Here is a 23,248-nt window from a genome sequence, read left to right as displayed (position 1 = left end):
CGGCCACAGACCGGACACAGGCCGGCCGGTCCGCTCAGGCCGCGGTGCAGCGCAGCATCACCAGCGGCGGGTTGGCCAGGAAGTCAGCCCAGAAGTCCGCGCCGAACGCGGCGACGCCCTCCTCCGGAACCTCCAGCGGCACCCAGGTGATGCCGGCGAAGCCGGCCTGCCGCAGCGCGCCCTCGTAGACCTCGCGCCGCGGGTAGTTGGTCACGAACTCGATGGGCGAGTCCAGGAGCGCCGTGATCCGTACCCGCGGGCCCACCTCGCCCTCGCCCACCGGCTCGTAGCGGAAGCCGTACTTGTCCGTGGACGGGCCGTCGAAGCGGAAGTCCGGCGCCTGGGTGAGGACGAAGAACTCGCCGCCCGGCCGCAGGTTGCGGTGCACGCCCCGGCACATCCACTCCATCGTGGCCGCGTCGTCGGCGTAGTTGAGCAGGTACACCGCCGTCGCCACGTCGAAGCGCCGGCCGAAGAGCGGCAGGTCCGCGCCGTCGGCGACCTCGTAGCGCACGCCCAGCGGGTTGCGCTCCTCGATCGCCCGGGCCGCGGCCACCATCCCGTCGGAGACGTCGACGCCCAGGACGTCCGCGGCGCCCAGCCGCTTGGCCTGCCGGGTGTAGAAGCCCGTGCCGCAGGCCAGGTCCAGCACCGAGCGGCCGCTGAGGTCGCCGAGCATGCGCACGAAGCTGCCGCTCTCGGGGTAACGGGCCATGGGCAGCGACTTGAAGCCCTCGTAGGCCTCGCCGATGTCGTCGTACTGCTGGACGGTCATATGACTTCCTTTTCGAGGGGGGTGTGCGAGGAGACGGCGGCGGCCACGGGCTCGCGGCGCAGCAGGGCGCCGGCCAGCGCCGTGCGCCGGCCCTGGTGCCGGGCCGCCGCCAGCGCCTGCGCGGTGGGAAGGGCTCCCGCCGTCCGCGAGTGGGTCGTGCCGTACGGATTGCCGCCCGCCGCGAAGACCGCGGGGTCGCTGTAGCCGGGCGGCACCAGCACGGCGCCGCCGTGCTGCAGCACGTTGTTCAGGGCGAGCAGCGCCGTCTCGCTGCCCGCGTGCGGCCGGGGCGTGCAGGCGAAGCCGCCGGCCGGCTTGCCCGCGAGCGGCCCCGGGCCGGCCTCGGGCTCCAGCGACTGCAGGAAGCCCAGCAGGGACGCGGCCACGGCTCCCGACCGGACGCGCGCCCCGAAGAGCAGCGCGTCCGCCCAGGCCACGTCGTCCGGGGTGACGACGGCCGCCGGCGGGGCGCCGCCCGCGGGGCCGGGCAGGCCCGCCGCCCGCGCGGACGAGGGCCCCGCCAGCCGGCGCAGCCGCACCTCGGCGCCCGTCTCCCGGGCGCCCGCCGCGCACTCCTGCGCCAGCATCCGGACCGTCTCGTCCTCGGCGCAGTGGACGACCGTCACCCGGGCGCGGGCCGGCGCGTCGCCGGCCCGGCGGGCGCGCCGCGCCTGCGCCGTGGTGGCGGCCAGCCGGTGGCCGGACGACCAGGCGGCGGCCAGGTCGGCCTCCCCGACGACGCCGTCGCGCACCGAGGGGACGGCCAGCCCGTACGGGTTGCCGCCCGTCGCCCGGAACTCGTCGCCGGACGGGTCGGCGCCCAGCGCCCACGCCCCCCAGTGGTAGACCGACTGGTAGAGCGCCAGCAGGGTGGTCTCGCGCCCGCCGTGCAGACAGGTCGACGCCGTCATGCCGGTCACGATCCGGTCGGTGAGCAGCCCCTGGGACCACAGCGGCGAGGTGCTCTCCAGGAACCGCTTGAACGGCGAGGACGGGGTGCCGAAGTACGTGGGCGAGGCCAGCACCAGGCCGTCGGCCCACAGGGCGTCCTCCGGCGTCGCCTCCGGCTCCGGCCACTGAGTGATCGCCTTGTCGTCGGCGACCCGCAGCAGCCGCACCTGCGCGCCGTAGGCACGGGCCCCTTCGGCGGCGGCCTCGGCCAGGGACCGCATCGTGCCGCGGCGGCTGTGGTAGACGACGGCCACCTTCGGGGTCATGACGCCCCCTCCGGCTCCGGGCCGCCGGGGAGCGGGCGGGAGCGCAGCACGAGCCGGACGTCGTCGCCGAGCCGGGCGACCTCGTCCAGCCGCAGCCGCAGCGCCTCGCTCAGGGTGCCGGCCCCGAACCCGTCGAGCACCGCCCGCCCTTCGCCGCCGAGCAGCACCGGCGCGACGTAGGCCACGACGCGGTCGAGCATGCCCAGGGAGGCGAACTCCGCGGCGAGCCGCGCGCCGCCCTCCAGCAGGACGGAGCGCAGCCCCCGGTCGTAGAGGGCGGCCGCGAGGGCCGTGAGGTCGAGCCGGCCGCCGGTCTCGGGGAGGGCCAGGACCGTGTGCCCGTTCGGCAGTCCGGGCCGCGCGGCCGACTCGCCGGTCACCACCAGCGTGGGGGCCGCGTCGTCCAGGACCCGGGCGCCGGGCCGGATGCTGCCCGTACGGTCCAGGACGATCCGCAGCGGCGGCTGCCCGGAGACGCCGTGGCGCAGCCCCAGGTGGGGGTCGTCCTCGCGGAGCGTGCCCGAGCCGACGAGGACCGCGTCGTGCGTGGCGCGCAGCCGGTGGGCGTCCGCCCGGGACTCGGGGCCGGTGATCCAGCGCGAGGTGCCGTCGGGCGCGGCCGAGCGCCCGTCGAGCGTCCCGCCGAACTTCCACGTCACGCACGGCCGGCCGAGCCGGGTCGCGGTCAGCCACAGCTCGTTGGCCCGCTCGGCCTCCTCGCGCAGCACGCCGCCCACGACCTCGACGCCCGCGGCGGCGAGCCGTTCGGCACCGCCCGCGTGCCCGGGCACGGGGTCCGGCACCGCGTACACCACCCGCTTGACCCCGGCGGCCAGGAGCGCGTCCGCGCACGGGCCGGTGCGGCCCTGGTGCGCGCACGGCTCCAGGGTGACGACGGCCGTCGCGCCCCGCGCGCGGTCGCCCGCGGCCGCAAGCGCCTCGACCTCGGCGTGCGGGCGGCCCGCGCCGTGGTGGTACCCCTCGGCCACCGTGGCGCCGTCCGCATCCAGCAGCACGCAGCCGACGACCGGGTTGGGGCTGGTGCTGCCCAGGCGGGTGACGGCGAGCTCCAGGGCCCGGCGCATGGCCGCCCGCTCGGCGGGGGTGGCGGTGGGCGCCGCCGTCACGGCGTCTCCGCGAGCCGGAAGCCCATCGCGTAGATCTCGCGCTGGTACCAGCCGTGCCGGCGCCGGCAGCGCGCGAGGTCGCCGAAGCGGGTGAAGCTGCCGCCGCGGGCGACGCGGTAGGCGCCCTGGGTGACGGCGAGGTCGTCGGCGATCTCCTCGCCGCCGGGGTAGGCGGCGTAGTCGTCGGCGACGTACTCCTCGACGTTGCCCGCGAGGTCGTGCACGCCGAACGGCGAGCGGCCGGCCGGGAAGATGCCGATCGGCGTCGTCGTCAGCGGCCCTTCCTCGACGGTGTTGGCCGCGCCGGGGTCCCAGTCCTCGCCCCAGGGGAAGTCGCGCCCGTCCCCGCCGGAGGCGGCGTACTCCCACTCGGCCTCGGTCGGCAGCCGGAACCGGCGCCCGGTCCGGGCCGAGAGCCAGGCCGCGTAGGCGTCGGCGGCCTCGGGGGAGACGGTCCACACCGGGTGGTTGGCGAGGTGCGCGGGGTAGACGCCGAAGCGCCAGCTGGTCGGCAGCTCCGTGCGGCCGGTGTCCTCCAGGAACAGCCGGTACTCGGCGTTGGTGACGGGGTGCAGGGCGATGCGGAAGGCCGCGAGGTCCGCCTCGTAGACGGGGCACTCCTTGGCGATCCACTCCTCCTCCACGCCCGCGTGGCGCCAGCGGCCGGTGACCGCGGCCACCTCGCCGGGTGCAAGGCCCAGGCGGACCCGGGCGGCCGGCACGTCGGCCATCGGCGGGTCCTCGGGGCGGATCCGCGGGTCGCCGGTCAGGCCGAGGACGGTGCCGGCGGCGTAGCGGCGGGCGAACGGCTCGGCGGGGTCCTCCGCCACCCCGACGAGGACGTCCGGCGCGGCGGCCAGGAGGTCGCGGTGCCCGGCCAGGAGGTGCTGCGGGTCCCGTGCGACGAACGCGTCGGGCAGGCCCATGGCGGCCCGGTCGGTCAGGGTGTTGGGGTTGGCGAGGACGACCGGCGGGGTACTGCTGGTCATGAATTACCTTCCGTGAACGGCGGGAGCGGGGCTGCCGGTGAGCTCGGCGAGCGGCACGGCGCCGGCGAGGGCCCGGTAGCCCGGGTCGTTGAGGTGGATGTGGTCGCCGCCGTCGAACGAGGCCCGGACCCGCTGCGGGTCGGCCGGGTCGCGGACGGCCGCGTCGAAGTCGGCGACGGCGTCGAAGTCGGCGCGGGCGGCGGGGGAGCGCAGGGCGGCGTTGACCTCGGAGCGCGCCTTCTCGGCCTCCGGGGTGTAGAACGGCGAGTCCTTGAACGGCGTCAGGGTTCCCACCACGACCCGGATGTTCTTCTCGTGCAGCCGCCGGGCCATCGCGCGCAGCCCGTCGAGGACCTGCGCGGAGGTCGCCTTGGGCTCCAGCTGGAGGTCGTTGATGCCCTCGTAGAGGACGGCGGTGCGCACGCCCGGCCGGTCGATGACGTCGCGCTGCAGGCGTCCCGTGGCGGACGTCCCGCGCTGCGGCCGGTCGGTCTCGCTGCCGTCGCGCAGGATGCGGTTGCCGCCGAGGCCCTCGTTGAGCACGCCGATGCCGCGGCCTGCGGGGTCGGCGGCCAGCCGGCGGGCGAGGGCGTCGGTCCAGCGGGCGTTGCCGTCGAGGGTGGACTTCACGCCGTCGGTCTGCGAGTCGCCGAGCGCCACCACGGTGCCGCGCGCGCCCTTGCCCCGGACGTCGACGCCGGTGAGGAAGAACCAGGAGGTCTCGGAGCGGGTGAACGCCCCGTTGCCGGCGTCGGCCGCGTGGTCGCCCGGCTCGGAGACGTAGTTGGTCTGCTGGGCCAGCCAGTGCCAGGTCACGGGGCCGGTCGGCTTCGGCAGGTGGACGCTGACCAGCAGGTCGCGGTCGGCCGGAACGTCGAAGGCGACGGGGTCGCTGACGATCTCGGCGCCCACGGGCACCGTGGCCCCGGCGGCACCGCCGAAGGTGACCGGCCGCAGCGTGCCGGCCGCCGGCGCGGGGTTCGGTCCCGGTCCGGGCAGCGCGACGGTCGTGGTGCCGAGGGCCAGCGGGGCGCTGCCGTGGGCGTTGGAGAAGCGCAGGCGCAGCTCGCCGCCGGCGGCCGAGGTGTGCACGACCATCCGCACGGTGCGGTTGTCCAGGCCCTCCTTCGAGATGCCGTCGGGGGCGGCGGGCGCGGGGGCCGTGCCCCAGGTGCCGGTCCAGCCGCCCTTGGCGTCCGGTGCGGGCGGCGCCGCCTGCGCGGCCGGCATCCCGAGCAGCGTGCAGGACAGCAGGGCGGCGGTCGCCCCGGCCGCGGCGGCGCGCCGGCGGGTGACGCGGCTCATCAGCCCTCCTCCTCGGTGCGGCGGAAGGTGCTGACGAGGTAGGTGAGGTCCCCGACGGCCCGCGGCACCTGCTGGGAGGCGACGAGCGCGAAGCCGTACCCGCCGACGAGCTCGGTCAGCTCCTGCTCGGTGAACTCGCGGTAGAGGCGGTTGCCGGCGTTGGCGTAGAGGCCGCCCTTGCCGCCCGTCGCGTTGAAGACGGAGAGGGTCAGCAGGCCGCCGGGGCGCAGCAGTTCGCGGATGCGCCGCAGGTACGGTCCGTACGCGTCGGGGTGCTGGTGGTGGAAGCACCCGTTGTCGAGCACCGCGTCGTACTCGGCGGCGCCCGGCAGGTCGAGCGCGGCGGTGGCGAGGAAGCGGGCCCGGCCGGGGTGCTGCGCTGTGAGGGTCTCCCACTCGGGGGAGGCGACCAGGTCGATGCCGGTCACCCGGTGCCCGCCGGCGAGGAGGATCCCGGCGTCGCGGCCGTGGCCGGTGCCGATGTCGAGAACGTGCGCCTGCGCGGCGTCCGCTCCGGCCCGGGCGCGGAGGGCGTCCATGAGCAGGCGCGGGGCCTGCCGCATCGCCTCCTCTCCGGTCCAGATGTCGCGCCCGCCGGCGTAGTGCTCGACGAAGTCGGTGCGCAGGACGTCGGCGTAGCGGGCCTCGTCGAGCGGGGTGGCTTCGGTTTGCTCGACCGTGTACCGGTCGGCTATGGAGTGGCTTTCGGCCATGGGGGGACGGTCCTTAGCTGGAGCTCGGGTGGGGTGGTCGGGGCCCGGCGGGCGCGGGCAAGGGCCGCGGGGAAGGCGGGCGCAGCCCTCGCCTTCCCCGCGACCGGTCTTGCTCGCCCGCGGTCCTAGACGGCGGGCGTGTAGTACACCCGGCCGTCGTAGGACGACGCGGCGAACGCCTTGCGCTCCGCGTCCCAGGTGAGGGACGAGATGCCCGCGGTGGTCGGGCGCACGACGGCGGTCCACTCACCGGTGGTGCGGTCGTAGAGCGCGATGCGGCCGTTGTAGCTGCCGGAGGCGACCACGCGGCCGTCCGCGGAGGCGGCGACGCACTTGATCGAGTGGGTGTGCGGGGTGTCGAGCACCTCCGCGCGCTGCTCCGGGTCCCAGATGCGCAGCTTCAGGTCGCGGCTGACGCTGGCGAACCAGCCGTCGCCCAGGCCGGCGCAGCCGTTGGCGATCCGGTCGTGCGCGTCCTCGATCGTCGTGACCTTGGTCAGGTCCGAGATGCGGTACCAGGTCGCGGAGGCGTCGGCGGCCACGGAGAAGATGAGGTCGCCGGAGACCGCGACGCCCTTGACGGCGTTGGTGTGCAGCGGCAGGTCCGTCACGTGCTCGGCCTCGCCGGCGCCGGTCAGGCGCAGCAGCAGGCCCTCGCCGGTGTAGGCGCCCACCACGGCGTACGAGGCGCCGTCGCGCTCGAAGGCGGCACCGCAGTTGAGCGGGGAGCGGTGCTGGTGGAGCTCACGGCCCGTCAGGGCGTCGAAGACCTTGCCGAGCTGGCCGCCGGAGAGCACCAGGCCGCCGAGCGGGGTGAGGAAGTTGCACAGGCTGCCGGTCTCGGCGACGACCTCGCCCTCGCGGTGCACGATGCCCGCGTCGCCGATGGTCAGTGCGCCGGAGGGGGTGGGCAGCACGGCGTTGACGCCCTGGGTGGGCGCCACCTCGGCGGTGTCCCAGGTGCGGCCCTCGTAGTCGTAGCCGCGGTAACCGGCGCCGAAGGTGGCGAAGACCAGCCGGGAGCCGCCCGCGAAGGCGCAGGAGCGGGGCCAGACGTCGTCGGGCAGGGCGGTGGTGTCGCGCCGCTCGGGGATGCCGGAGGCGACGTCCCACAGCTGCATGGTGCGGTCGTAGCTGAGGCTGACCAGCAGGTTGCGGGCGTCGTCCAGCACGAGGCGCTTGATGCCCGCCTCGTGGGCCGGGAGCACGGTGCGCTCGGTGGGGCCGACGACGATGATCTGGCCCTCGTCGTTGCCCGCGAAGATGGTGCCGCCGGAGGAGATGGCGATCGTGTCGGTCTCGATGCCGTCCATGTCGAGGTCGGCGATCAGCCCGCCGGTCGCGAGCGACCAGCGCTTGATGGTGCCGTCGTCGCTGGAGGAGATCAGCTCGTCGCTGTCGCGGGCCCACTCCACCGAGATGACGTCGGCGGTGTGGCCGGCGAAGCGGGCGACGAGCTTGCCCGTGAAGTCGTAGACCCGCACCCGGTGGTCCCGGGAGGCGGTGGCTATGAGCTCCTTGGACGGGTGGAAGACCGACATCTCCACGTCGTCCTCCTGGTCGGCGAGGACCGCGACCAGGCGCAGGTCCGGCACCGTCCACAGGCGGGCGGTGTAGTCGCTGGAGGAGGTGACCAGGTGGCGGCCGTCCGGCGAGAACGCGCACTGGTTGGCCAGGTGGTCGTGGAAGGAGCGGGCGAGGGCCGTCCCGGTCTGCTGGTCCCAGCAGATGACCTGGTTGTCGTAGCCGGCGGTGGCCACGTAGGCACCCTGCCAGGCCGCGATGCCGCTGATGGGTCCCCGGTGCTGGATCACGCTGTTCCTTCCACGAGTTCGATCGAGTGGCCGCCGTACTCGGCCTTGGCCCGCAGGTAGTGGTCGTTGCGCTCGTTGCGGAAGATGCCGGTGCGCACCTGCTCCACGACCTCGATGCCGTACGAGGCGAGCTGTGCCGCCTTGTCGGGGTTGTTGGTGTGCAGCCTGATCCGCGTCACGCCGAGCGCCTGGAGCATCTGGGCGGCCGAACGGTAGTCCCGCAGGTCGTCCGAGAAGTTCAGCTCGCGGTTGGCGGCGAACGTGTCCAGGCCCTGGTCCTGCAGACGGTAGGCGTCGAGCTTGTTGTACAGGCCGATGCCGCGGCCCTCCTGGCGCAGGTAGAGCAGGACGCCGCCGGACGCGGCGAGCAGCTGCATCGACTCGGTCAGCTGCGGACCGCAGTCGCACCGCGCGGAGCCGAAGACGTCGCCGGTCAGGCACTCGGAGTGCAGCCGGACCAGCGGGACGTCCGCGATCGGTCCGAACTGCACCGCCACGTGCTCGAGCCCGTCGCCGAGCCCGGTGAACGTCACCATCTGGCCGGGCGTCCAGGCCCCGTCGGCCCGCTGCACGGGAATCTCGACGCGGGCGCGGATGCCCACGCTTCCCTCCGGCGGCTCCACCGACGCCCCGTGCAACGGGGTGTCCTCCCCATTGAGTGTTTTGGGCACTGCTTCCTCCCGTAGAACGAGCACGCCCCGAACCCCAGGGCGCTGTTCCAGCATGGATGCGGAGGGCAGCGCGGACAGCACGGTCCGTACCGGTACGGGTACCGAGATCATTTGACGCTGGTACCGAACCATCCGGTCTGTTGATTGGGAAGACCGAACCTTTCAGCGCGTCAGTTGTCGTCCAGGAATCAGGACGCTTCGGGATCTTTGGCCGGGGTTACGGCGCTGGTAAACGGGACGCCCGGTACGTCTTCCGCTTCGGTGCGGCCGCTCAGCCGCAGCATCGCCGGGGCCCGGGCCGCCCGGACGGCACCCCTCGGTTCAATATGCCTTCCGCAGCCTTCCACCACTACTCTTTCGGGCTAATCCCGCGCCGGGCGGGAACCGGCGCGGAGCCTCGCGCGGGGACCCCTCGGGCCCGTGCCGCGGCCTGCGCAACCGCCCCCCGCGGCGGCCCCCGCGCTGCTACCGTCGCGCGGCATGGAGCAGCTCTTCAGCGACGACGAACTCGCCCTCATCACGGAGGCCGCGCAGGAGTCGGGGATGGACCCGCGCGACTGGGTCCGTGCCGTGGTCCTGCAACTCCTCACCGACGACGCCTACTTGGAGGAGGAACCGCCGGCCGGCAGCGGCCACCGCCCGGCGGACGGCCGCCCGCCGTACCGGCCGGACATGGAGCACGCCGTCTGGCCGGTCACCACGCACCGCGGCTCCGGCCGGAACATGCACGAACTGCACCACGCCGGATGCTGGGTACCGAAGGGCGGCGAGGAGACCATGACCACGGCGCAGGCCCGCGAGGAGCTCCTCGCCCGCAACGCCCTGCCCTGCGAGGCCTGCCAGCCGGAACGGTTCCTTACCCCGCTGGTCTAGGAGTCCGCCGCAAGTGCTGCCGAGACGCGCGGCGGCCCGCGCACGGCCCCGCCGGGGCACCGTGCACGGGCCGCCCGTGCCCGTCTTCCCCGCCGCTATGCGACGGAGGCCGCCACCGGCTCCTCCGCCGGGGCGAGGAGCGAGGCCACGTGGCCGGCCAGGCCGCTCGCCGTCGGGTGGTTCCACAGGACCGTCACCGGCAGCCGCACGCCGAGCAGCTTCTCCAGCTGGGCGCACACCCGCATCGACATCACCGAGTCGAGCCCGAGGTCGGTCAGCGGGCGCTCCGGGTCCAGCTCGCCGGCCGGCATCTTCATCTCGCGCGCCAGCCGCCCGGTGACCTCGTCGTGGACGCGGGCGGCGAGCTCGTCCGGCGGCAGCTCGCGCCACCGCGCCGGGCCGTCCGCGGCCGGTGCCCGCGTGCCGGACGCCGCGGCCTCGTCCTCCGCGATCCCCTCGTCCGCCGCTCCGCGGTGCTCGTGGAGCGCCCCGAAGCGCGTCCCGGGCAGCCAGGCCCGCAACTGCCCCTGCTCGTCGCTGATGACGATGTCGACGGTGTCCGTCGCCGGGTCCACGAGACGGATGTCGACCCAGCCGGTCTCCGGCGCCTCGCCCACCACGCGGACCTCGCGGATGTGGGCGGGCATCCGGACGGTGGGCGGGCCGCCGTAGATGACCGGGACGATGCCGAGCGCGGCGTCCAGCAGCGGCGCCCACGTGACCTGGTCGCCGGGCACGGTGGGCGCGTGCACCCGGGCGCGGATGACGCCCTCGCCGGTGTGCAGTTCCTCGACCGTCCACGGCCAGGCGATGCCCTCCACGCCGATGGCGTCCAGGCGCCCGGTGACGACCGACGGGTCGGCGGCCGCAAGGCCCTCGGGCACCGCCACGCGGAGCATGCCCGCCGGGAACGGCGGGGCGTCGGCGGCCATCGTGGACGAGGTGGTGTGGGTGAGCCAGTTGCCCGGCCCGGCCGCCCCCGAGGGTCCCGTCGGCCGCGTGCTCAGCCGCAGCGTCAGCCCCTCCTGCACGACCTGCACCTCGCGCGGCGTCGCGAGGGCCACCGGGAACTTCAGCGAGACGTCGAACAGCGCCTTGCTGCCGCCCTGCCCCGGCGCGGCTTCCAGGAACGTGTGGATGATCGAGGAGGCGGGGACGATCGACGTGCCGTGCAGCGCGTGACCGCCGGGGAAGGGCCGTACCGAGTCGTCCAGATAGGTGTTCCAGATGCGCAGCGGCGTCGTGCCCGCCACGTCCACCGGCGGGCCGAGCAGGGTGTGCCCGGTGACGTCGTGCCCGTGGGCGGTGACGGCACCCGCGGGCAGCACCGCGTCGGTCCAGTGGCGGCGGTGCTGCCAGGCGATCGGAGGCAGCTCCGCGATCCCCCCGGCCGGGTACTGCGCGGTCCAGTCGACGGCGGCGCCGTGGCTGTGCAGGGCGGCCAGGTTCAGCAGCAGGGTGTGCAGCTCCGGCTGGTTGCGGCGGAGGCTGTGGGCGACGTGGCCGCCCGTCACCCCCAGGTGGGCCAGGGTCTCCTCGACGGAGTGGGCGACGACCGGGTGGGGCGAGACCTCCAGGAAGCGCCGGTGCCCGTCTTCGACGGCGGCGGTGACGGCCTGGACGAGGCGCACGGGGTTGCGCAGGTTGGCCACCCAGTAGCGGGCGTCGTGGCGGGCCCGCGCCCGGGGGTCGCCGAGCGCGGTGGTGTAGAGGGGCACCTCGGGCGTACGGGGCGCAAGACCGGCGAGGGCCTCGCGCAGCGCTTCGGTCAGCGGGTCCATGTGGGCGCTGTGGAAGGCGACGTCGGAGTTGACGGGCCGTACGGGTATGCCCTCCGCGCCCCAGTCGCGGACGAGCGCGGCGACCGCCTCCGCGTCGCCGGAGACCACGGTGGAGCCGGGGGAGGAGGCGATCGCGGCGCAGACCGCGGGGTTCCCGGCCAGCCGGGCGGCCGCGTCCTCGAAGGGCAGCGCGGCCATGGCCATCGCCCCTCTGCCCGCGACCCGGCGCAGGAGCGCGGACCGGCGCCCGCTGAGCCGCGCACCGTCCTCCGGGGACAGCGCCCCGGCGGCGACGGCCGCGGCGATCTCGCCCACGGAGTGGCCGATGACGGCGGCGGGCCGGTGCCCGTACGAGCGCCACACCTCGGCGAGCGCGACCTGCACCGCGAAGATCATCGACTGGGCGCGGTCGACGGCCTCGAAGTCCCCCGAGACGATGGCCTGCCGTACCGAGAAGCCCAGCTCCGTGCGGAACACCGGCTCCAGGCGGTCGATCACGTCGGCGAACACGGCGCTGCCCGTGAGGAGTTCGCGGGCCATTCCGGGCCAGTGCGAGCCGTGCCCGGAGAAGACCCACACCGCCCCGTCGCCGGAGCCCGGCCGGACGGTGCCCTCGGCGACGTTCTCCAGGTCCTCCTCCCCGGCCTCTTCGGCGGCCACGGCCCGCAGCGCGGCCACGAGCTCCGCCCGGCCGTCCGCCACGACGGTGACCCGGTGGTCCAGGTGCGAGCGCCGGACGGCCAGCGTGTGGCCGACCGAGGACAGCGGGACGTCGGGGTGCCGCTCCAGCCAGTCGGCGAGCCGGCACGCGTACTCCGCCACGCCCGCCCGGTTGCGGTAGGACAGCGGGAACAGCCGCGGCCCGCCCGGCAGCGGCTCCTCCCCGGCGCCGCTGCCCGGCTCGGGCGCCTCCTCCAGGACGACGTGGCCGATCGTGCCGCCGTAGCCGTACCCGGAGACGCCCGCGCGCCGCGGCGCATCGCCCTCGGGCCACGCCCGGTGCTCGGTGACCAGTTGCAGCCCCCACTCCTCCCACGGGATGTCCGGGCTGGGCTCGCTGGTGAGGACCGTCGCCGCCATCTCGGCGTGCCGCAGCATCAGCGTGGCCTTGATGATGCCCGCCACGCCCGAGGCCGGCTCGGCGTGCCCGATGTTCGACTTCACCGAGCCGATCCAGCAGGGATCGCCGGCCGGCCGGCCCGCGCCGAAGACCGCGTGCAGCCCGGACGCCTCGACCGGGTCGCCGAGCCGGGTGCCCGTGCCGTGCGCCTCGATGTAGCCCGCCGTCGCCGGGTCCAGGCCCGCCCGCTGCCAGGCCAGCCGGAGCAGGTCGCGCTGCGCGTCGGGGTTGGGCGCCATGATGCCGCTGGTCCGGCCGTCCTGCGCGACGGCCGTCCCCTTGATCACGGCGAGGACCCGGTCGCCGTCGCGCGTCGCGTCCGACAACCGCTTGAGGACGAGCACGCCGCACCCCTCGGCACGGCCGTAGCCGTCGCCCTCGGCGTCGAACGGCTTGCTGCGCCCGTCGGGGGAGAGCGCGCCGGCCGCCTCCAGGGTGAGGGTGTAGGCGGGGGAGAGGATGATGTTCACGCCGCCCGCGAGCGCGAGCGAGGTCTCGCCCGCCAGCAGGGACTGGCAGGCCAGGTGGACGGCCACCAGGGAGGCGGAGCAGGCCGAGTCCAGCACGAAGCTCGGCCCGTGCAGGTCCAGCACGTGCGAGACGCGGTTGGCGATGCCGGTCAGCTGGGCGCCGATGCCCGTCCAGGGCTCGATCCGGGGCAGGTCCTCCAGCAGCCGGCGCCCGTAGTCGTCCGAGCAGGTGCCGATGTAGACCCCGGCGTCGGACCCGGCCACCGACCGGGGCGCCATCCCGGCGTTCTCCAGCGCCTCCCACGCCACCTCCAGGACCAGCCGCTGCTGGGGGTCCATCAGCTCCGCCTCGCGCGGGGCGATGCCGAAGAACTCGGCGTCGAACCCGTCGACGGCGCCGATGAAGTTCCCGGGCCGCTCCGCCCTGCGCAGGGCCTCGGTGAACTCCGGGCCGATCCTGGTGTAGGCGCGCCAGCGGTCCTCCGGAGTGGATTCCACCGAAACCTTGCCGCCGGCCAGGAAGTCCCAGAAGGATTCGGGTGAGTCGATGCCGCCGGGAAAGCGGCAGCCGATGCCGACGAGCGCCACTGATTCTTGAATGGGCATGCGTGTCAATTCCGTTCGTCGCGGTGGGCGCGGATGCATGACAGGGCTTACGCACCAGTGAATTCCTGATGGCTTCTTGGCGCGTTATGCGGTCCTCGTACAACGTTCACACGCTCTGTATGGCAGGTCCATACAGGACGGCGGACGTTGTCAACTCGGAAGTGCACGGGTGCTGCCGGAGCGTCACGGCGCGGCCCGGGGAGGCGGGTTACCCGCGGTCACCCGCTGTTTCAGGCCAGGAATAGCGGCCGGTGTGCGGCCGATTTTGCAGGACGTTCGACCGTGTCCCATGATTGTGAGCGCGCGTCAGGCGGAGGCCGGCGCTTCACGAGTGCGTGGTGCACGCGTTCTCGTTGAAAGGTCAACCGGCGACGTGAGCACCGGCTCCGTGCGACCGGAAAACCCCTCCCCAGTCCATCCCTTTCCCATTCCCTGAGCTAGGCAAAGGCAGCATGCCCGTCCATCAGCTATCGGACCTCATACGTTATGTCCGTCACAACTCCCCGTTCTACGCGGACCTCTACGCGGACCTCCCGCCGGACGTCGACTGCCTCACCGATCTGCCGGTGGTCCGCCAGAGCGACTTCTGGGCGGCCAACACCCTGCACGGCAACCGCGTCCTGACCGCACCCCTGGACGAGGCCTCGGTCTTCAAGACCGGCGGCACCACCGGCGCGCCGAAGTTCTCCTGCTACACCCGGGAGGAATGGCGGGAGTTCGTCACCGCGTTCGGCCACGGCCTCGTCGACGCCGGGCTGCGCCCCGGCCACCGCGTCGCCGACCTCTTCTACGCCGGTGAGCTCTACGCCAGCTTCCTGTTCATCCTCGACTCCCTCTCCCACGCGCCCGTGAGCAGCGTCCGCCTGCCCATCGGCGGCGGCGCCCCGCTGGAGTCGACCGTCCCCACCCTGCGCGACTTCGCCGCCCAGATCGTCGCCGGCACCCCGACCACGCTGTGCCGCCTCGCCGAGCACCTGATCGCCGGCGGCGAGCAACTGCCCTCCGTCGAGCTGCTGTTCTTCGGCGGCGAGGCCCTCTTCGACGACCAGCGCCGCCTGCTGGCCGGCGCCTTCCCCAACGCCGAGGCCCGCTCGCTCGGCTACGCCAGCGTCGACGCCGGCCTCCTCGGCCGCCCCGTGCCCGGCCCCGACGCCCGCACGCACCGCGCCTTCACCCCGCACACCGTCGTCGAGATCCTCGACGACGCCACGGACGAGCCCATCCGCGAGGCCGGCCGCCCCGGCCGCGTCGTCGTCACCCAGCTCTTCCGCCGCCTCATGCCCGTCATCCGCTACCCCGCGGGCGACCGCGCCGAGTGGACCGACCCCGAGGCGGGCGTCTTCCGCATCCTCGGCCGCGCCGAGGAGGGCGTGCGCGTCGGCCCCGTCTCCCTCTACTCGCAGGACGCCCAGGCCGCCGTCACCGCCGCCGACACCGGAGGCCGCGTCGTCGGCATGCAGCTCGTCGTCCGCCGCTGGGACGGCCGCGACGGCCTGATCCTGCGCCTGGCCACCGCTCCGGGCGACGAGGACCCCGCAGGCCTGGACGTCCTCGCCAAGTCCGCCGTGGCGGCGCTCGAAGAGGCCCGCCCCTTCTACCCCGACGCCGTCGCCACCGGCTTCGTCCACCCCCTCTCCGTCGAGTGGGTGCGCCACCGCGACCTCGCCGTCAACCCGCGCTCCGGCAAGCTCGTCCGCGTCATCGACGAAAGGCCCACGGCATGACCGCCGCCCCCGCGGCCGGCCGCAAGCTGCCGCTCGTCCTGCGCAACCGCGCCTTCGGCGCCGTCTGGCTCGGCCAGGTGCTCACCCAGGCCGCGGTCCGCATGTTCCAGGTCGGCGTCTCCTGGTGGCTCGTCGCCTACGCCGTCTCCGGCGGCAACGGCCTCGCCTCCGGCCTCTTCATGGCCGTCAGCACCGTGCCCGCCGTGGCCCTCGCCCCCGTCGTCGCCCGCGCGATCGGCCGCTTCGCCCACCGCTCGGTGCTGCGCACCGCGGCCGGCGCCGCCGCCGTGGCCGCCACGGCCCTCGCCGCCTGGGCGTACGCGAGCGACCTGCCGATCGCCGCGGCCTACGCCGCGACCCTCGCGCTCGCCACCTGCCAGGCCTTCTTCGACCCCTGCCTGACCACCTCCGTCCCCGAACTCGTCGACGACGAGGACATCGAGGCCGCGACCGGCTTCGAGCTGTCCACGCAGTCCCTCGCGAGCCTCGGCGGCGCCCTCCTCGGCGCGCTCATCGTCGACGGCGCCGGCATCCCCGGCCTCGCCGCCGGATGCGCCGCGGCCTACGCGGCCGCCGCCCTGCTCATCGCGACCGTCCGGTTCCGCACCCCCGCCGGAGCCGGCGACGACGCGGAAGCGGGCGAAGCGGCCGGGCCGCGTACGCTCCGCCAGGTCCTGGCCGGGCTCCCCTTCGTCCGCGCCATCCTGATCTGCTTCACCGCGGCCAACCTCTTCACCACCGCCGTGTTCGTCATCATGCCCCTCTACACCAAGTCGGTGCTGCACGGCGACGGCGCCACGGTCGCCCTGCTGGAGGCCTCGCTCGGCACCGGCACGCTCATCGGCTCCTTCACCGGCGCCCGCGTCCCCGGCCGGCCCACCGCCGTCGGCTCCGCCTGCCTCGGCGCGATGGCCCTCGCCCTCGCCGTCCCCGGCCTGTTCGGCTCGCGGCCCGTCATCGCGGGCGCCCTCGCCGTCACCGGCTGGTGCGTCGGCGTCATCGGCGTGCGCTTCGTGGCCCTCTTCCAGCGCCTGGTGCCCGCCGCCGACAAGCCCGCGTTCTTCGCCGTCATGCAGGCCGTGCTCGGCGCGACCTTCCCCGTGGCCTCCCTGCTGTTCGGCCTCCTGGGCGACCACCTGTCGGCCCGGACCCTGTGCCTGATCCAGGCGGCCGGCCTCGTCCCCGCGGCGCTCGCGCTGGCGCTGCTGCGTGAGCCCGCCCCGGCCGTGGAGACCCCCGGGCCCGGCGCACAGGCACCCGTGCCGGCCGGCGCCGCCGCAGGAGGCGCGAGATGAGCGCCCCCGCCGTCCCAGCCGTCGAGCAGGCCGCGCCCGGCGACATCGCCGAGCTCCGCCAGCTCTACTACGCGGTCTACGGGCCGCACTACCCCACGGCGCTCGGCACCGACCCCGCCGTGATGGCCCGCCTCATCGAGGACCCGCACACCCTCTGGCTCGTCACCCGCTGCCCGCGCACCGGCGCCCTCACCGGCTCCGCCGCGGTCCACGGCGAGCCCGGCAGCCGCCTCGGCCGCCTCGAAGGGCTCGCCGTCCACCCCGCCGAGCGCGGCTCGGGCCTCGCCGGCCTCCTCACCGACGCCCTGTGCCGGCGCACGCTGGACGCCGGCCGCCTGGACTCGGTCTACGCCACGGTCCGCACCGTCAGCGCCGGCCCCCAGCGCGTCGTCAGCCGCAACGGCTTCCGCCCCATGGGCGTCCTGCCCAACGCCGTCGACGTCCACAGCCGCGAGAGCCTCGCGCTCTACGCGCGTTACTCACCCGGCGTGCTGGAGCGCCGCGCCCCCGTCGCCGAAGTGCCCGAAGCGCTCCTGCCGCTGCTGCGCACCGCGGAGCGGACCCTGGGCATCAGCTACGAGGGCACCCGCGCCACCGCGACCGCACCGGCCCCGGCCGCGCCGGAGGCCGCCGAGCTGGAGATGATCGAGGCCCCGGCGTTCGTCCGCCGCCGCTTCCGCGACCGCTTCCCCGACGCCGGCCGCTGGTTCTACCCCCTGCACACCCCCAACGTGCTGCTCGTGCCCGGCGACGGCAGCTTCGAGGTCTACGCCTGCCTCAACCGGGCCGGCGGCTACTGCGCCCTCGTCGCCGCCCACCCCGGCCCGTCCGCCGCGGCCGCCCACCTCGAACCGGTCACCCGCGCCCTGACCCGCGCCGGCGCCGGCTACGTCGAAGCGCTGCTCCCGCTGGACCGGCACGACCTGCTCTCCGCCGGCCTCGCCCAGGGCTTCATCCCCAGCGCCCTCTACCCGGCCATGCGCCGCGAGGGCGACGGCTTCCACGACTACGTCGTGATGTCCCGGACCACCGAGCAGATCGACTTCCGCGGCCTGGTCGCCGACGCGGCCCTGCAGCCCTTCCTGGATTCCTACGTGTCGGCCTGGGCGTCGACGTATCTGCCCTCACGCGAGGTTGCCTCATGACACTCACCGCACCCCTCAACCCCCATCTCGCCCCGGTCACCGTCCCCGACCCGGACGCGCTCGCACACGTCCAGCGCCTGTGCGACCTGACCGACCCGTACGCCTGCGGCCCCGCCGAGGAGGAGCTGTTCGCCGCCGCCATGGCCGAGAGCCACGCCTGGCACCGCGAGCGCTCGCCGTTCTTCCGCGACCTCCACGCGGCCACTGCCGAGGATGCGCCCTACCGCGCGCCCCTCGTCCACGCGAACTTCTTCAAGCGCCACGAAGTGCTGTCCATCCCCCGCGAGGACGTCCACCTGCACCTGACGTCCTCCGGCACCACCGGGCAGAAGTCGCAGATGTTCTTCGACGAGTGGACCATCCGCTCCGCCCAGCGCATGGTCGCCCGCATCTTCGAGCGCAACGGCTGGATCACCCCTGACCAGCCGGTCAACTACCTGCTCTACAGCTACGAGCCCGCCCGCGACCTCAAGCTCGGCACGTCCTTCACGGACAACTACCTGTGCGACTTCGCCCCCGCGCGCCAGGTCGAGTACGCCCTGCGCAACACCGGCGGCGGCCACGAGTTCGACCCCTTCGGCTGCATCGCCGCGCTGCGCCGCTTCGCCGAGGACGACGCCCCCGTGCGCATCCTCGGCTTCCCCGCCTTCCTCTGGTTCACCCTGGAGCGCATGCGCGCCATGGGCCTGCCGCCCCTGCAGCTGCCCGAGGACTCGCTGATCATCCTCGGCGGCGGCTGGAAGGGCCACACCGACCAGCAGATCGGCAAGCACGAGCTCTACGCCCGCGTCACCGAACAGCTCGGCGTCCCCTCCGAGCGGATCCGCGACACCTTCGGCTCCGTCGAGCACTGCATCCCCTACATCGAGTGCTCCCACCACAACCTGCACGCGCCGGTGTGGTCCCGGGTGTTCATCCGCTCCACCCGCACCCTCGAACCGCTGCCGTACGGCGAGAAGGGCTACCTGCACCTCGTCTCCCCGTACATCACCTCCGTGCCCGCCCAGAGCGTCGTCATGGGCGACCTCGCCTCCCTCCACCCCGGCGAGGAGTGCGGCTGCGAGCTGGGGACGCCGTGGTTCACCATCCACGGCCGCGCCGGAGTGAGCCGCAACAAGAGCTGCGCGGTGGCCGCCGCCGAACTGATGAAGGGCATGTCGTGAACCAGTCCCAAACGCACCACCACTACTGGCAGGGCGCCTTCATCGGCGACGACGAGGCCGCACGCCGCCTCGAAACCCTGCCCGCCGCCGTCGAGCAGGCGCTCGCCGCACCGCTCGACACCGAAACCCTCCTCGCCGCCTGCGACACCCTGGCGAAGGCCCTGCGCGACCCGGCCCACCCGGTCCGCGCCCGCCTGGCCCCCCACGTGCCCGCCGGCGAGGACGCCGGTCTGCTGCTCGGCGAGCTCGCCGCCTTCCTCGACCGCGGCGCGCTCAGCCGCAAGCTCCGCCGCGAGCTGGGCGGCACCGCCCCGCAGCGCCTGACCCGCCCCGACGCCAAGGAGACCGTCTACGAGGCGTGGGCCCCCGTCGGCCTCGTCGCCCACATCGCCCCCGGCAACGCCGCCACCGTCGCCCCGCTCAGCCTGATCGAGGGCCTCCTCGCCGGCAACGTCAACGTCCTCAAGACGAGCAGCGCCGACACCCTCCTCGCCCAGCACCTCCTCGCCGAGCTCGCCGCCCTGGACCCGACCGGCGCCGTCGCCGAACGCGTCATCGTGCTGCGCTTCTCCTCCAGCCGTCAGGACTGGCTGAAGCTCATGTGCGCCCCGGCCGACGCCGTCGCCGTCTGGGGCGGCGAAGCGGCCGTCGAAGGAGTCGCCGCCCACGTCCCGCCGGGCGCCCGCCTCGTCGAGTGGGGCCACAAGATCTCCTTCGCCTACCTCACGCGCGACGCGTGGGCCGACGAGGCGACCCTGGCCGCCCTCGCCGCCGACGTCTGCCTATTCGAGCAGCAGGCCTGCTCCAGCCCCCAGGTCGTCTACCTCGACACCGAGGACACCGACGAGGTCTTCGCCTTCGCGGAGCGCTTCGCCGCCGTGCTCGCCGGCATGCCCCCGGCCGAGGGAGAGCCCCTCGACCCGGCCGAGGAGGCCGAGCTCACCACCACCGAGCTCATCGCCCGCCTGGAGGAGCACCTCGGCCTGACCCGGGTCATCGCGGCCCCCGACGGCTCCTGGCGCGTCATGGCCGACACCCGCCCGGCCCTGACCGCCTCCCCGCTGCACCGCAGCGTGTGGGTCAAGCCCCTGCCCCGCAAGGGCCTGATCGGCGCCCTGCGCCCCATGCGCCGCTACCTGCAGACCGCCGGCATCGCCGGCAGCCGCACCGACGTCGCCGAGCTGTCCGCGACCGTCCTGGCGGCGGGCGCCACCCGCGTCACCCCCGTCGGCGCCATGACCGCCGGCTACTCCGGCGAACCCCACGACGGCGTCTACGCCCTCCAGCGCTACAGCCGCCGCGTCGCCGTCCAGGCCGACGAGCGCTTCGCCACCACCGCCTGCCTCGACGACCTGGCCCGCGCCGCCGTCTTCCCGGCGCCCACCGGTCCGCTGCTGGACAAGGCCGCCGTCCAGGACCTCAACCGCGGCGTCGCCCGCGGCGACGCCGAGCTGTACTTCCGCAGCGGCGGCAGCACCGGCGCCCCCGCCCTGTCCCTCTTCAGCTGGGACGACTACGACACCCAGATGCACGCCGCCGCCCGCGGCCTGCTCGCCGCCGGCTACGACCCCGCCCGCGACCGCACCGCCAACCTCTTCTACTGCGGCGGCATGTACGGCAGCTTCATCAGCTTCTTCTCCATCCTGGAGCGGCTGGGCGGCGTCCAGATACCCATGGCCGCCGGGCCCGACCACCGGGCCACCGCCGAGGCGATCGTCGCCCACGACGTCGACACCCTCTTCGGCATGCCCTCCTACCTCTGGCAGCTCCTCCACGAGGAGCAGGACGCGCTGCGCGCCTACGGCGGCATCCGCAAGATCTTCTACGGCGGCGAGCACTTCACCGAGGAACAGCGCCGCACTCTCGCCGAGACCTTCGGCATCGAGGTCATCCGCTCCATCACCTACGGCAGCACCGACCTCGGCCCCCTCGGCTACCAGTGCACCGAGAGCACCGGCAGCGTCCACCACCTCCACGCCGACCTGCACACGCTGGAGATCCTGGACGCCGCCGAGGACCGGCCGGTGGAGCCGGGGGAGACCGGGCGGCTCGTCTTCACCACCCGTGCCCGGCGCGGCCAGCACCTCGACCGCTACGTCATCGGCGACATCGGCCGCGAACTCCCCGGCCGCTGCCCCTGCGGCAGCCACGCCCCCCGGTTCGAACTCCTCGGCCGGCTCGGGGACGTGATGCGCGTCGCGACGTACTTCCTCAACTACCGCCGTTTCGTGACGATCGCCGAGGAGAACCTGCGCTTCGTGGGCGAACTGCAGATCGTCCTGGGCAACGACGGCCCGCGGGAGAGCCTCACCGTCCGCATGGAGCGCACGCCGTCGACGGACGCGCACGCGGCCCGCGAGGCCTTCCTCGCCGGCTACCCCGAACTGCGCACGGCCGTCGAGGAGAAGCTCCTCGACCTCACCGTCGAAACCGTCGACGGAGCGTCCCTGGACCGCACCCCGGCCAGCGGCAAGCTGCGCACGGTGGTGGACAACAGGTAGCGGGGTGCCCCGCGCCCCTTTAGGGGCGCGGGGAACTGCGCGACCAGCCACGGACGACCCGCAGTTATCCAACCGCGCCTCCGGCAGAATTCCGCACCGGCCAGTCGGCCGCAAACGCCCGCGCGGGGTTCGCAACGAACACCCGCCGGGCGAAATCCTCGCCGAGTTCCTCCGCCAGCGCCGGCCAAATCCCGCGCAGCAGATACGACATACCGGGGCCGCCCGCCGCCGCACGGGCGGCCGCCGTCGTGGTGTCACCGCCCAGCAGCACCCGGTCGGCGTGCCCCGCCTCGGCGAGGGCGGTCAGCGCATCGAACAGGCGCCAGTCCGTGGCGTGATGGGCACGCGAAGGCCCGTCGAAGGCGAGGAAGGCCCCTTCCCGGGCGGCCCGGAGGTGAACCCGCACGTCCGGGAACCGGCCGAGGTGGCCGAGCACGACCCGGCCCGGCGGGACGCCCAGCTCCCCGCACAGCAGGTCCAGCACCTCCGCCGCCCCCGTGCCGAGTTCGAGGTGCACGGCGACGGCCGCACCCGTCGCGTGGTGCGCCTGCGCGGCCGCGGCCATGACGTGCCGCGCGTGCGCGTCGAGGCCGTGGAATCCCCCGGCGACCTTCACCAGCCCGGCCCGGACCGGCCCCTCCGTCAGATCCCGGACGAACAGCTCAGCGAGCCGGTCCCGGTCGCGCTCCAGGTACTCCGGTGCGTAGTGCACCGCCTGGTGCAGCCCCGTCGCGGCGACCACGTGCACCCCCGTCGCCGAGGCCAGCGCCGCGAGGTCCGCCCGGCGCCGCCCCATCCCGCGGGGCGTCCACTGCACCACCGCCCGCCCGCCGAGCCGGCGGAAGGCCCGCAGCTCCTCGCCCGCCGCGTCCGCGTCGTCCAGTTCCTGGCCGGGCAGCCGGGGGCTGCGCAGGAAGAGGTGGTCGTGCGCGTCGCAGACGCCCAGCTCCGACGCGGGGACGTCCCCCAGAACGGTCCGTACGACAGGCCCCATGATGTCTCCTCACCCAGGCGCGTAACGCCTCACCCGTTACATGATCAACGCGATCACTGTAACGGGTGAACCGTTACGATGTCCGTATGACCGACGAAGATCGCCTGGCCTTCCGCTTCGACTGCGGTGCCACCTGGCTCAACCTGCTCGCCACCCGCGGCCGGCACTTCAGCGCGCACCCGGTCGAGCGCCTGGCCACCCCCGGGCGGCTGGCGGAGTGGCTCGGCCGCAGCGAACTGCAGCCCGCCCGGCCGCCGGGCGCCGCGGACCTCGCACAGGCCCACGCCCTGCGGGAGACCTTGCGGCCCCTCGCCCTGGCCGTCGCGGAGCAGCAGCCCCCGCCCGCCGGGGCCGTGGCCGAACTCACCCGCTTCCTCGGCGAGTCGGCCGATCCCGTACGGCTCGTCGCGGCCGAGCGGCTGCTGCGCGAACCGCCGGCCACCGCCGGGGCGGCCCTCGCCCGCATCGCCCGGCAGGCCGCCGACCACCTCACCGGCCCGGAGCGGCACACCCTGGCCGTCTGCCCCGAATCCGACTGCCGCGGCGTCTTCGCCAACCCCACCGGCCGCCGCCGCTGGTGCCCTTCCCCGTCCTGCGCGACCCGGGGCCGCGTCCGGGCCCACCGTGAACGCCGCCGCACGGCCGGCGAAGGCGCGTAAAGGCCGCGGCGAGTAAATCGCCCGTGGCGCCCGGAGTGCATTTTTGTCGGTACTGCCGGGCTGAAACCCCCGCCACCGGGATGCTCTCGACGAAATCAGACGGCGGCGGACAGACGGCGCATCGAGCCCGGTGGGCGCCAACGGCCCCGGATCGTAAAGCGCGTAAAGAACGTTTCAAGAAGACCAAAGGTAGTTGCGGGCTACACGGGCATCTTGGTTTAGTGATCACGAGGCGGGCCGCACGGGCGGGCCCCATGCGATCCGCGTACGTCAACAGCCGTGACGGTCGGGGGAAGACTGCCGTGA

17 protein-coding genes are annotated in these 23,248 nt (G+C 74.5%); 7 read left to right on the top strand and 10 right to left on the bottom strand.

The window, feature by feature from the left end; translation table 11 throughout:
• Positions 1 to 34: 34 nt before the first annotated feature.
• The 8 genes from ACSNOH_RS07630 to ACSNOH_RS07595 all read right to left on the bottom strand — a co-directional run bounded on the left by ACSNOH_RS07630 (position 35) and on the right by ACSNOH_RS07595 (position 8,611).
• On the bottom strand, positions 35 to 775 hold the full coding sequence (locus tag ACSNOH_RS07630) for a class I SAM-dependent methyltransferase (protein ID WP_436720437.1): 741 nt from the start codon (positions 773 to 775) through the stop codon (positions 35 to 37).
• Positions 772 to 1,992 carry a flavodoxin family protein gene (locus tag ACSNOH_RS07625; RefSeq protein ID WP_436720436.1) on the bottom strand — a complete coding sequence of 407 codons (1,221 nt, stop codon included), beginning with the start codon at positions 1,990 to 1,992 and terminating at the stop codon, positions 772 to 774. The genes ACSNOH_RS07630 and ACSNOH_RS07625 overlap by 4 nt, the downstream gene beginning before the upstream one ends.
• Entirely contained in the window at positions 1,989 to 3,077 is a 1,089-nt protein-coding gene (gene ribD, locus ACSNOH_RS07620; RefSeq protein WP_436720446.1) for a bifunctional diaminohydroxyphosphoribosylaminopyrimidine deaminase/5-amino-6-(5-phosphoribosylamino)uracil reductase RibD, read from the bottom strand. The genes ACSNOH_RS07625 and ribD overlap by 4 nt, the downstream gene beginning before the upstream one ends.
• Before the next feature lie 38 nt (positions 3,078 to 3,115).
• Complete coding sequence (locus tag ACSNOH_RS07615) at positions 3,116 to 4,108, bottom strand: formylglycine-generating enzyme family protein (RefSeq protein WP_436720435.1); 993 nt, start codon at positions 4,106 to 4,108, stop codon at positions 3,116 to 3,118.
• A 3-nt stretch (positions 4,109 to 4,111) separates the two neighbouring features.
• Positions 4,112 to 5,413, bottom strand: a complete 1,302-nt coding sequence (locus ACSNOH_RS07610; protein ID WP_436720434.1) for an SGNH/GDSL hydrolase family protein — start codon at positions 5,411 to 5,413, stop codon at positions 4,112 to 4,114.
• Positions 5,413 to 6,126 carry a class I SAM-dependent methyltransferase gene (locus ACSNOH_RS07605; protein ID WP_436720433.1) on the bottom strand — a complete coding sequence of 238 codons (714 nt, stop codon included), beginning with the start codon at positions 6,124 to 6,126 and terminating at the stop codon, positions 5,413 to 5,415. Before ACSNOH_RS07605 ends, ACSNOH_RS07610 begins: the two co-directional genes overlap by 1 nt.
• A gap of 125 nt (positions 6,127 to 6,251) precedes the next feature.
• Positions 6,252 to 7,940, bottom strand: coding sequence for a WD40 repeat domain-containing protein (locus ACSNOH_RS07600; RefSeq protein ID WP_436720432.1), 1,689 nt, complete (start codon positions 7,938 to 7,940; stop codon positions 6,252 to 6,254).
• Entirely contained in the window at positions 7,937 to 8,611 is a 675-nt protein-coding gene (locus ACSNOH_RS07595; protein ID WP_436720431.1) for a GTP cyclohydrolase II, read from the bottom strand. Before ACSNOH_RS07595 ends, ACSNOH_RS07600 begins: the two co-directional genes overlap by 4 nt.
• A gap of 480 nt (positions 8,612 to 9,091) precedes the next feature.
• Here ACSNOH_RS07595 and ACSNOH_RS07590 point away from each other — a divergent pair, with 480 nt between their 5' ends.
• Positions 9,092 to 9,484 carry a DUF6233 domain-containing protein gene (locus ACSNOH_RS07590; RefSeq protein ID WP_436720430.1) on the top strand — a complete coding sequence of 131 codons (393 nt, stop codon included), beginning with the start codon at positions 9,092 to 9,094 and terminating at the stop codon, positions 9,482 to 9,484.
• 95 nt (positions 9,485 to 9,579) lie between these two features.
• Here ACSNOH_RS07590 and ACSNOH_RS07585 read toward each other — a convergent pair whose 3' ends face one another.
• A complete protein-coding gene (locus tag ACSNOH_RS07585; RefSeq protein WP_436720429.1) occupies positions 9,580 to 13,461 on the bottom strand; it encodes a type I polyketide synthase in 3,882 nt (1,293 codons plus the stop codon).
• A 452-nt stretch (positions 13,462 to 13,913) separates the two neighbouring features.
• Between ACSNOH_RS07585 and ACSNOH_RS07580 the strand changes: the two genes are divergently transcribed.
• The 5 genes from ACSNOH_RS07580 to ACSNOH_RS07560 are packed head-to-tail and all read left to right on the top strand — an operon-like array spanning position 13,914 to position 21,289.
• Positions 13,914 to 15,185 carry a phenylacetate--CoA ligase family protein gene (locus ACSNOH_RS07580; protein WP_436720428.1) on the top strand — a complete coding sequence of 424 codons (1,272 nt, stop codon included), beginning with the start codon at positions 13,914 to 13,916 and terminating at the stop codon, positions 15,183 to 15,185.
• Positions 15,182 to 16,480, top strand: coding sequence for an MFS transporter (locus ACSNOH_RS07575; RefSeq protein ID WP_436720427.1), 1,299 nt, complete (start codon positions 15,182 to 15,184; stop codon positions 16,478 to 16,480). Before ACSNOH_RS07580 ends, ACSNOH_RS07575 begins: the two co-directional genes overlap by 4 nt.
• On the top strand, positions 16,477 to 17,625 hold the full coding sequence (locus ACSNOH_RS07570; RefSeq protein WP_436720426.1) for a GNAT family N-acetyltransferase: 1,149 nt from the start codon (positions 16,477 to 16,479) through the stop codon (positions 17,623 to 17,625). The genes ACSNOH_RS07575 and ACSNOH_RS07570 overlap by 4 nt, the downstream gene beginning before the upstream one ends.
• Positions 17,622 to 18,788: an acyl-protein synthase gene (locus tag ACSNOH_RS07565; protein WP_436720425.1), complete on the top strand. Its 1,167-nt coding sequence runs from the start codon at positions 17,622 to 17,624 to the stop codon at positions 18,786 to 18,788. The genes ACSNOH_RS07570 and ACSNOH_RS07565 overlap by 4 nt, the downstream gene beginning before the upstream one ends.
• Positions 18,785 to 21,289 (top strand): aldehyde dehydrogenase family protein, encoded by a 2,505-nt coding sequence (locus ACSNOH_RS07560; protein ID WP_436720424.1) that lies wholly within the window; start codon positions 18,785 to 18,787, stop codon positions 21,287 to 21,289. The genes ACSNOH_RS07565 and ACSNOH_RS07560 overlap by 4 nt, the downstream gene beginning before the upstream one ends.
• A gap of 64 nt (positions 21,290 to 21,353) precedes the next feature.
• Here the strand turns inward: ACSNOH_RS07560 and ACSNOH_RS07555 are convergent, their stop codons facing one another.
• Complete coding sequence (locus ACSNOH_RS07555) at positions 21,354 to 22,283, bottom strand: phosphotriesterase family protein (RefSeq protein WP_436720423.1); 930 nt, start codon at positions 22,281 to 22,283, stop codon at positions 21,354 to 21,356.
• A gap of 86 nt (positions 22,284 to 22,369) precedes the next feature.
• Here ACSNOH_RS07555 and ACSNOH_RS07550 point away from each other — a divergent pair, with 86 nt between their 5' ends.
• Complete coding sequence (locus tag ACSNOH_RS07550) at positions 22,370 to 22,942, top strand: CGNR zinc finger domain-containing protein (RefSeq protein ID WP_436720422.1); 573 nt, start codon at positions 22,370 to 22,372, stop codon at positions 22,940 to 22,942.
• Positions 22,943 to 23,248 lie beyond the last annotated feature (306 nt).

This window comes from Streptomyces sp. URMC 127 (assembly GCF_051386535.1).
Taxonomy (GTDB): Bacteria; Actinomycetota; Actinomycetes; order Streptomycetales; family Streptomycetaceae; genus Streptomyces.
Note: the sequence above shows the minus strand (reverse complement) of the source record. Positions and strands in the feature narration are given on the sequence as shown.

Bases quoted from the DNA above. Each gene is read 5' to 3' on its own strand.
- ACSNOH_RS07590 (WP_436720430.1), top strand. From the start codon at position 9,092: ATGGAGCAGCTCTTCAGCGACGACGAACTCGCCCTCATCACGGAGGCC.
- ribD (WP_436720446.1), bottom strand. From the start codon at position 3,077: ATGCGCCGGGCCCTGGAGCTCGCCGTCACCCGCCTGGGCAGCACCAGC.
- ACSNOH_RS07555 (WP_436720423.1), bottom strand. From the start codon at position 22,283: ATGGGGCCTGTCGTACGGACCGTTCTGGGGGACGTCCCCGCGTCGGAG.
- ACSNOH_RS07570 (WP_436720426.1), top strand. From the start codon at position 16,477: ATGAGCGCCCCCGCCGTCCCAGCCGTCGAGCAGGCCGCGCCCGGCGAC.
- ACSNOH_RS07580 (WP_436720428.1), top strand. From the start codon at position 13,914: ATGCCCGTCCATCAGCTATCGGACCTCATACGTTATGTCCGTCACAAC.
- ACSNOH_RS07605 (WP_436720433.1), bottom strand. From the start codon at position 6,126: ATGGCCGAAAGCCACTCCATAGCCGACCGGTACACGGTCGAGCAAACC.
- ACSNOH_RS07625 (WP_436720436.1), bottom strand. From the start codon at position 1,992: ATGACCCCGAAGGTGGCCGTCGTCTACCACAGCCGCCGCGGCACGATG.
- ACSNOH_RS07610 (WP_436720434.1), bottom strand. From the start codon at position 5,413: ATGAGCCGCGTCACCCGCCGGCGCGCCGCCGCGGCCGGGGCGACCGCC.
- ACSNOH_RS07575 (WP_436720427.1), top strand. From the start codon at position 15,182: ATGACCGCCGCCCCCGCGGCCGGCCGCAAGCTGCCGCTCGTCCTGCGC.
- ACSNOH_RS07615 (WP_436720435.1), bottom strand. From the start codon at position 4,108: ATGACCAGCAGTACCCCGCCGGTCGTCCTCGCCAACCCCAACACCCTG.
- ACSNOH_RS07630 (WP_436720437.1), bottom strand. From the start codon at position 775: ATGACCGTCCAGCAGTACGACGACATCGGCGAGGCCTACGAGGGCTTC.
- ACSNOH_RS07565 (WP_436720425.1), top strand. From the start codon at position 17,622: ATGACACTCACCGCACCCCTCAACCCCCATCTCGCCCCGGTCACCGTC.
- ACSNOH_RS07550 (WP_436720422.1), top strand. From the start codon at position 22,370: ATGACCGACGAAGATCGCCTGGCCTTCCGCTTCGACTGCGGTGCCACC.
- ACSNOH_RS07585 (WP_436720429.1), bottom strand. From the start codon at position 13,461: ATGCCCATTCAAGAATCAGTGGCGCTCGTCGGCATCGGCTGCCGCTTT.